This is a genomic window from Faecalibacterium sp. I4-3-84 (genome assembly GCF_023347255.1).
Lineage (GTDB): Bacteria > Bacillota > Clostridia > Oscillospirales > Ruminococcaceae > Faecalibacterium > Faecalibacterium taiwanense.
The window spans coordinates 610,166-619,088 of the sequence record NZ_CP094466.1 but is presented as its reverse complement, the minus strand read 5'-3'; the positions used below and the strand labels follow the sequence as shown (position 1 = coordinate 619,088).

The following is an 8,923-nucleotide window of genomic DNA, read 5'->3' as shown; positions in this document are numbered from 1 at the left end:
AGTTTTGTCTGGCGGGGCATTTTTTTGAAGGAGGGCATTTGCTGACATTAACACCGATCAATTTGAAAACGGCAAACGCATTTGTGCAGCAGCATCACCGCCACCATAAACCGACGCGGGGGCATAAGTTCTCCATCGGCGTATCGGATAATGGTGCGCTGGTGGGCGTTGCTATCTGCGGCAGGCCAGTGGCGCGGCGGCTGGATGATGGCTATACGCTGGAAGTCAACCGCTTGTGTACGGATGGAACACCGAACGCTTGCAGCATCCTGTACGCGGCGGCATACCGCGCAGCACGGGCAATGGGCTACAACAAAGTGATCACCTACATTCTGGATACGGAAAATGGTGCATCCCTGAAAGCTGCCGGGTACACCTGTGAGGGCAGAGCTGGAGGATTGGAATGGAACGGCGCAAAAGCACCGAAACAGGCCAACCAGTATCCGCGCCAGATGAAAACACGATGGGTCAAGAAAAAGGAGGGCTTGCATGGCAGTTGACCGCAAACAGCAGATGAAAGAAATCACGGAACGGCTGGAGCAGGGCGTAAAGGATATTTTTACATCGGAAATGTACACGACGTACCTGCGCACGATGGCAAAATTCCACAATTACAGCTTCAACAATACGCTGCTGATTGCGATGCAGCGGCCTGATGCCACACTGGTGGCAGGGTTTAACGCATGGAAGAATAAATTTAACCGTTACGTCAAAAAAGGCGAAAAGGGCATCCAGATCATTGCTCCGGCTCCCATCAAGGAAGTGGAAGAACGGGAGAAAATCGACAAGGATACGGGTTTGGCTGTGCTGAACGAAAACGGTGAGCCGGAAATGGAACGTGTGGAGTATGTTATTCCGAGGTTTCGATTGACGACAGTTTTTGATGTTTCACAGACCGATGGGGAACCGATTCCGTCGCTGGAAGTGAACGAATTGACGGCTAGCGTCAAAGACTATGCGCTGCTTACGGCGGCAATCGAGCAGGTATCGCCTGTGCCGATGCGATTTGATGAAATCGAAGGGGAAGCTAAAGGCTATTATAGTGATGCCGACAAAGAAATCTGCATTCAGGTCGGCATGGGCGAGAGCCAGACCATAAAGACGATGATCCACGAAGTCGCACATGCGATGCTGCATAACAGCGATTCGATGAAGCAGCGCGGCGAAGAAAAAAACAGGCTCACGAAAGAAACCGAAGCCGAGAGTATTGCGTTTACGGTCTGCTCGGCACTTGGAATTGATACGTCCGACTATTCTTTCCCGTATGTGGCAAGCTGGGCCAGCGGCAAGGAGATGAAGGAACTGAAAGATTCGATGGATACGATTCGATTGACCGCAGCCGACTTTCTGGAAAAACTGGAAGCGGCAGTCGCAGAAAGGAGCGCAGAGCGCATGACCGCGATGCAGTATGCGGAAAAGTTGATTGCCAATAAGGAGCAGGAAAAAACGATTTTTGATGATGAGCAGCGAAATCTCATCGTGAATTTTGCTTTCAAGCTGGATGATCGGGCAGCAACGGAAGAACTGGTGAACGGTCTGGCGGCTGCACTGGCCGAGGATGACAAAGAAGAAGCCAACCGCCTGATGTATGATGCACAGGAGAAAATCGAAAATCTCCCGGATGGGATGATTGGCCTTTCGGAAATGCACGATTATGGCTATCTGCACGATGATGTACTGCCGCTGACGAAAGAGGGCGCACGGGAATGGCATCGGCTGGGTGAGAGAATTTATCCGCTGTTCCGTGATGGAACGGCAGGTGATTATGCAAGTCAAGAGGGAATCGAGCAGCACGATGGTATTTTCGGCATTAAGGCAGACGCATGGGATGCGATTCTGCTGGAACAACGGGGAGATTATGCAGAGGACGAGTATGCGCACCCGGACTTTCCGCTGACAGTGATAAACCGTGAACAGGCTCTGCGGCTGTTTGATGAGGGCAAGCAGATTTATCTTATCCGTATCAGCCCGTGGCCAGTTCTTGTCACAGGGCGTGAAGAAATCGAACGTGGAAGTGACTATTTCCAGATTGCTAAGGAAGATTTGGAAAAGGACAAGCAGAAAACAATGGAAAACGGCGAGAAAGCACCCGTTGAAAAGCTGGCAGTAGACCTTGACGATTATGCCTTTAACTTCGATTTTTACCACTATAAGGACAGCGTAGAGGATCGGGAGCAGGCAGTTGAAGCACTGAAAGAACAGATTCAGGCTGGGGATGTTCAGACGATCAGGGAATGGCTGCAAGCCGCAGTGGAGGAATCAGAGGGAGAGTCCGCAGAAAAGGCGGCAGAACTGATAACTCGTATGGATGCAGTAGTTAAGGAGCAGAAGCTGCTTTCCGGCAGCGAAAAGCAGTTTGGCATCTACCAGATCACTGCCCGTGACCCGGAACACGACTACCGCTTTATGAATCTGGATTTTGTAAAGCGGCACGGGATGGAAGTAAACTGTGCAGACTATGAACTGGTCTATACCGCACCACTTACGGAAAATGATACGCTGGAAGCTATTTACGAACGCTTCAATATCCAGCGTCCAGCGGATTTTACCGGACATTCGCTGTCGGTCAGTGACGTGGTGGTACTCAATGATGGCGGTACAGTCAAAGCCTACTATGTGGACAGCATCGGTTTTGCGGAACTGCCGGATTTTTTCAAGGAAAGGAATATGGATTTGCAGAAAGAGAACCTTTTGAAGGAAAAATTGCAGGAAATCGAAATCTTTGATAAGCCGGGCCTTTTCAGTAATGGGCGACTGCGGGATGAAGATGTGCCGGAGGGCTTATATCGCTATGATCTGCGCGGCTCAGACTATGACCCCGGCCAGCCTATTACGGTGGAGAAAACTGTGGTGGTGAACCATGCGGCATCTGTTTTGATGGCCGAAGAACTTGACCTTGGCGCAGAGGGGCGGCTGGAACTTGGCGAGGAAGGGCTGAACTTCACAGGCGCAGAGTTGACCGTGCGAGAGTTCATAGAGGAACAGCAGCAGAAAAGGAAGGGTCTGATTCACGGCGATTCCGACCACATCACAGTCGAGGGGCATATCGGTACATGGTATTCCGTTGATGAAACAGAAGTCGGCGGCGAAAAGTTCTTCCTGCTGGAGCATGAGGAACACGGCGATATGGCGGCCTGTGTTGCAGTCAATGAGCAGGGCAAGCTGGTGGCAGAGGATTTGTGGAACGGCTTCGATGAAGATTTTCAGGAGGCTGTGCAGAAATATTTCTCTGAAAAATGGAATATGCCGAAAAAAGAAGATGTGGTATCGGAGATCATTGAAAAGGCTGCGCCTGTGCCGGACAACAGCGCACAGGACTATTCGGATGTGCCTGTCTACTATGAGCCGTTCAGCTATGCCAAAGAAAATGACGAGGTGGATTTATACCGTACATCCTATCGGCTGAACAGCGAGTGCAAGCAGGCAATCCATGAAGCGATTGCGGACAATTATGATGGAATGTACCTTGGCGATGGTGTAGTCGATCAGGTGGTGCGGCAGTACGGCATGGAACGTGTGGGCTACATCCTGGCAAACACCTTGCACCACAAAAGTTATGATGGCCGCTTTTCTCACAGCAACAAGGAATGGGCAGAGCAGGTCAGCACCCCGGAGCATAACGTAGAGCGTATGACGTTCCGCACGGATTGGGTGGTTGACAGTCATCCGGCTGTTTTGGATGGCTTTGTGACGATGTACCGGGATGAACTGGATGCGCAGAAAAAACGGGAACAGGAGCAGCCTTTCGTGAAGCAGTTCTATGTGGTCGAGAATTTGCAGGCCGCGCCTTTGAAAATTGAGCGGTTCGGCAATCTGGACGATGCAATGTCGCAGTATCAGGCCCTTCCGAACCATTACATGAAAGCCTTGGGCGTGGAGAAGAATCCTGATCCTCTGCCGGGTTCACTGGATGTTTTGCAGTGCAGGAACGGCATTGACACCATCGTAGAGGACTATAAAACGGTTCCGGGCTGGGATAACCCGTATATCCAGAATCATGTTGTCCAGCCGTTACAGGGGGCCTTAGCTGTGCAGGATGTGGAGCTGGCCTATGAATTGCCAGATGCCTATTTCCATATCCAGACCTGTGACGATGGCTTCGACTATACCTTATATAATAAGGACTTCACGGAACGGGATGGCGGTGTCCTTGAAACGGACGGAGATAAGTCTGTGCAGGAGGCTATGACGGAGTTGCTGGCAGCGTTTAGCTGCGATGCGGCAGAGGGTAAAGTCATGGACGCGGCAGAGCTGCGGGAACAGGCCGATACGGTGGCTGAACAGCAGGCAGAAGTTTTGAAAGAAAAGCTCGCTGCAGAAAGACCTGCGCCGGAGGAAACGCTCAGCTTTTATGTTGCGGAGTGTTTGGAGTTCACATTTGCAGGAGAGTTCCACGACCATCTGACAATGGAGGAAGCGTTGGAAGTCTACGACAAGATTCCGTCCGAACGGATGAACGCTGACAAGTGCATTGGATTCTGCATCGAGGAAGATGGCGGTTTTGTTGGAATGTATGAGTTGGTCGTGAACGATAAAGTGCAGCGCGAGAACATCAACTCCATCAACTACTTCAGGGATGATAAGCTGGTGCAGCAGGCTATCTCTGATATGGAAAAGCTGATGGCGGCACGGCAGCAGAGTAAGGAGCAGGAACGCAGCAACACGAAAAAGTCTGTTCTGGATGCCCTGCGCAGTCTGAAAGCCAAAAAGCAGGAGCAGCCTGCACAGGAACAGGACAAGCCGAAGAAAGCAAAAACGAAAGGAATGGAGTTATGAGCAATGTACGCTTTGATGAACTGGAATTGATGCTGATGGCGATGTTTGAACAGCCGACACTCAAAGATACGATTCAGGTGTTGACAGAGGTTCAGCCGCTTGTGGCAGAGGATGCAGAGATGGCTGCGCTTGTCCAGCAGACCATCCCGAAGATGCAGCGGTTGACTGAGCCACAGTTCAAGGGGCTGGAGCTGGAATGGTATAGGCCGGAAGAACCAAACAAGAAAACAGGGGTGGCAGAGAAATAATGGCAACAGATATGTTTATGATCTACCAGATCAATGATGCTGAGAAAAATCGGGAATACCGCTGCCGCAGTTATGCGTATCAGATCGAACACGGCTTTATGATAACAACGGACAATTATGAAATCAGCTATTGCGCTAAAGCATCGCAAGGTCTGTTCCCGGCGAAAATTCGTGAAAACATGGAAAGCCTGAATCCCGACAAATTCAAAATCAGAAAATTTGGTGTCAGTGACGTTATCGCAATCACAGCGGCAGGAAAGACCGCATTTTACTATGTGGACAAAGAAGCACTGGTAAAGTTCAATGGCTTTCTGGCACCAAAAGCTGAGGGCAGCTACTTGATTTTGAATGAGGGCGGCTATCAGATAGAAGGCCAAACAGATACATGGAAAGTCATTGACGAAAAGAATGTGCAGGAGCAAAGATTTGTACAGCTTGTCTGTGAACAGACAAAAAAGCAAAAACCGGACATTGTTCTTCACGACAGCGGAGTTTTGGTGGCGCAGACGATTTACGGATTTGACAGTTCGGTTATGAAGAAAATCGAAAAGTTTCTTCGAGAACAAAAGTCGGAACTGCTGCATCACCAGAAATTTTTGGAGAATGGCACCGCAGAACGGGCCAAAGAATCCGGCACAGAGCAGAATTACAACATGATTGATGGCTGTGTCAACAATAATCCGAAGAAACCGCGTATCATCGGAAATCGGATTTCAGTCCTTGACCGCCTGCACATCAAACTGGAAGAGCGAAAACAGAAAAGTCAGCCCCAACAGCAACGACAGCAGGAAAGAAGCCGTAAGAATTAAACTGGCGTAAATATGTCATAAAAGTTAAATCTTTACTGTGTGGGCTGAAGAATATTGATTTTTTGAAAGGATGTGGATATAATATAAATGAGAAAGTGGATGAACAAAGAGATGCCGGATAATACGATAGGAGGTGTTATAAATGGCTACGTCGAGTATCTTTACGAACATTGTTATCAATGATCCGAAGAAAGCAGAAAAGTTTATTGACGCGCTTGAAACATCCAGCCATGACCCTGCGTGGAAGCCGACAACGCCAGTTAAGCCGCCGCTGACTGATATTGAGGCAATCCGTAAACTGATGGCAAAGAGGGTTTCGGCAAAGTGAATCATTATGAGGCAGTAAACATTCTGGATATGTTAAATGCAATCGGAGAGGATGCCGTGAAAAACATCCTTTCCGATTTTTCATGTCCTAAGAATTTTGAAATTGAAAGTTTTGTAAAACAAAACGCATTGGAATTTGCAAAGCGAAAAATGTCTATTACATATCTGGTAATTGATGAAGAAGGTCAGTTGGCAGCTATTTTCGCTTTGACACACAAGGCAGTCCAGCTTACAAATGAAGGCTTGTCTGGCTCAATGCGCAAAAAGATAGAGCGTCATGCTAAATTGGACGAGCAGTCCAATACATATATGTTGTCAGCGTTTCTGATTGCGCAGTTTGGAAAGAATGCTCAATACACAGAAAAAATTACTGGCAATGAACTGATGGACATGACAATGAACATTTTGGTTGCTGTCCAGCGGGAAATTGGTGGTGGTGTGGTTTATTTGGAATGCGAAGAAAGGCCGCAGTTATTGACGTTCTATGAGAATGAACAGAATCGCTTTAGAGTTTTTGGAGAAAGATACTCCGATAAAGATCAAGTGAAGTATATTCAGTTGCTAAGATTGTTCTGATTGCCGATACCCTTGTATAACTACCAATTGGAAAATCAGAAGCGAAGAATTATCTGAAAATTTTCAGGCACAGCTAAATAGCCAGCGTATTGTGTGGAATGAACCACATGATACGCTGGCTATTTTTGTTTTTAGGTGACTTTGAAAACTGATTAGAGGGATGGCTCATATTTTCGCGTGTGCTGCTGTTCGTGCTGCTGCACTTCTTGTTCTGTGCCGAGGATGCTGTCTACATTGGCACACACGGTCTGGAGTTCTTTGTGATAATCCTTGAAATAATGGTAAGTATCGTATTGGGCGTCCTTCTGAATCGTAAGCTGCTCTTTTTCTGCTCGAAGGTCTTTCATGGTAGGAAACTTCCCATCAGGCGAGTGCTGCTTCAGAATTTGAAGTGCTTCCTCATATTGGGCAAGTTCGTCCGAGTGGGCTTGACGGAAAATCTTCTTATTCGGAGCTTTTAGAAATTCTCCGTAAATGGATTTTGTGGAGAGATACTGACCAAGGTAATGAATCTGCTCGTTTGTTTTTCGCAGTTTGCTTTCAGTGAGCTTTGCATCGCCGCGCGCTTTTGCCATTTTGGTATAGATGGCATCCGCAGTTTCGGAAAGCTTCTCACGAGAATCATATCCATGCTCCTGCACATAGGCAACGGTCCGGGCCATCTGCTGCAGATTGGAAATTTTTACTTTCTGTGCATAAGCGCGGCTCTGCTGGGCTTTTACACAGGTCTGCAAGTCAACCACAAGGCGCAGATCAGACTTGATGAACAGGATAGCCATAGGATCGTCTACTGCCCAATGAGGATTGTTCTGCTCTGCAGTCCTTGCATTTTCTGCAAAAATTCGGAGAAGTTTGTCGCGGTCATAATTGGAACCCAGCGCACGGGCAGAGATATACTTCTGCCGGTCAGCAGGAAGATAGCTGAATCGTCCACGATGGTCTTTTACTGAAATCCCGTATTCTGCTTTCAGCAGTCTTTGAAATTCTTCAAAAGATGTGACACGTTTCGCAATGTCCGAAATGGCGTTGCGAATTTTTTCTTTGCCCGTTTCAAAAGTGGTGTGCATGGGAGTGATGCCCTCAATCATAAGCTCCATGTTGGCAATGTCCAGATTTTGCTGACCGCGCTGTTTGGCGTAATACTCCTGCGGCGAAATTCTGTCAGGGGCAGGGGAGAGCAGATCGACCTGATGCAGTCCCTCCCGTCGGCAAATATCCATCAAGGATTTCTGAAGGTGCTTCAAATAATTTTTGGTAAGGTGGTGCTTGTAGCCAGCCCTGCAGTCGATAGGACGCTCGGTGAATGGCTGCGGGTCAACATCAAATTTGCGCAGGCTGTTGATTATGATATGGGTGTGAATGTTGCCTGTGCCATTTTTACCATCGGTGTGGGTACAGACCAAAGCCTGATGTCCCGGAAAATTGGCCTTAGCATATTCCATGCCGATGGCCTGCGCCCACTCACCAGTCAGGTTGTGGTCAGTGTTGTCTTTCGGATCGTGGCTGATGATGTAATGGTGGCTTTTGATTTCATCGTAAGTGTTGTTCTTGTTATACTCCTGATTCAACAGTTCGCACTCAAGGTCGAATGTTTCAGGATTGCAGTTCAATCCTTCAAGGTAAAATTCATCCCGGAGCATCATATTCCCGTTTTCATCCAGAACGGGAACCAGATGAAACTCATCGTGCTGGTATTTCAGATAGTCGATGGCACTCCCGTAATTGGCATTTTTACTTGCGATGTGTTTTAGAATTGCCACGATATGCACCTCCAAGCTGAACGATTTCCTGCCGCAGTTCACGGATTTCCGCAATACACTTTTTCAGTTCTTCCAACATTCCGTGCGAAGCCAGACCGCCGCCGTGGAAATAGCGGGCAATCTGGTTGAGGTTATTCCCGATGCCAGCGGCCTGAGCAGTCAACTTCTGAATTTCACCAATATCGGCAACGATGTTGTAGTTGACAGTCACTTTTTCAGATAGAGCCTGCTTGCGCACAAAAGTGGAGATGGGATAACCAGCATCTTTTGCATATCCGGCCACCAGTTCATATTCAATGCTGCTGAAACGAACCATTACATTGCTGGTGCGTCTGATGCTTTCTTCCTTTTTGGGTCGTGCCATAGTGTGATCCTCCTGCGTTTTTATAGTTGCGAAGCAACTCCCGATAAGCCGTAGGCGTTCGGC

General features: G+C 48.2%; 8 protein-coding genes. 6 read left to right on the top strand and 2 right to left on the bottom strand.

The features are described from left to right. Nucleotides 1-38 precede the first annotated feature (38 nt). The 6 genes from MTP41_RS03090 to MTP41_RS03065 all read left to right on the top strand — a co-directional run bounded on the left by MTP41_RS03090 (nucleotide 39) and on the right by MTP41_RS03065 (nucleotide 6,736). Nucleotides 39-500, top strand: a complete 462-nt coding sequence (locus MTP41_RS03090; protein ID WP_249236170.1) for an XF1762 family protein — start codon at nucleotides 39-41, stop codon at nucleotides 498-500. Further along, nucleotides 490-4,776 (top strand): DUF3849 domain-containing protein, encoded by a 4,287-nt coding sequence (locus MTP41_RS03085; RefSeq protein WP_249236169.1) that lies wholly within the window; start codon nucleotides 490-492, stop codon nucleotides 4,774-4,776. The genes MTP41_RS03090 and MTP41_RS03085 overlap by 11 nt, the downstream gene beginning before the upstream one ends. After that, nucleotides 4,773-5,024, top strand: a complete 252-nt coding sequence (locus MTP41_RS03080; RefSeq protein ID WP_249236168.1) for a transposon-transfer assisting family protein — start codon at nucleotides 4,773-4,775, stop codon at nucleotides 5,022-5,024. The genes MTP41_RS03085 and MTP41_RS03080 overlap by 4 nt, the downstream gene beginning before the upstream one ends. Nucleotides 5,025-5,041: 17 nt before the next feature. Next, the gene (locus MTP41_RS03075) at nucleotides 5,042-5,833 is read left to right on the top strand and encodes a YodL domain-containing protein (RefSeq protein ID WP_249236167.1); all 792 of its coding nucleotides are present in this window, start codon (nucleotides 5,042-5,044) and stop codon (nucleotides 5,831-5,833) included. A 142-nt stretch (nucleotides 5,834-5,975) separates the two neighbouring features. Further along, nucleotides 5,976-6,161, top strand: a complete 186-nt coding sequence (locus tag MTP41_RS03070) for a hypothetical protein (protein WP_249236166.1) — start codon at nucleotides 5,976-5,978, stop codon at nucleotides 6,159-6,161. Beyond that, nucleotides 6,158-6,736, top strand: coding sequence for a GNAT family acetyltransferase (locus tag MTP41_RS03065; RefSeq protein ID WP_249236165.1), 579 nt, complete (start codon nucleotides 6,158-6,160; stop codon nucleotides 6,734-6,736). The genes MTP41_RS03070 and MTP41_RS03065 overlap by 4 nt, the downstream gene beginning before the upstream one ends. Before the next feature lie 152 nt (nucleotides 6,737-6,888). Here the strand turns inward: MTP41_RS03065 and MTP41_RS03060 are convergent, their stop codons facing one another. Both MTP41_RS03060 and MTP41_RS03055 read right to left on the bottom strand, forming a co-directional pair. Continuing rightward, a complete protein-coding gene (locus tag MTP41_RS03060; RefSeq protein ID WP_249236164.1) occupies nucleotides 6,889-8,496 on the bottom strand; it encodes a relaxase/mobilization nuclease domain-containing protein in 1,608 nt (535 codons plus the stop codon). After that, on the bottom strand, nucleotides 8,468-8,860 hold the full coding sequence (locus tag MTP41_RS03055) for a plasmid mobilization protein (protein ID WP_249236163.1): 393 nt from the start codon (nucleotides 8,858-8,860) through the stop codon (nucleotides 8,468-8,470). Before MTP41_RS03055 ends, MTP41_RS03060 begins: the two co-directional genes overlap by 29 nt. Nucleotides 8,861-8,923 lie beyond the last annotated feature (63 nt).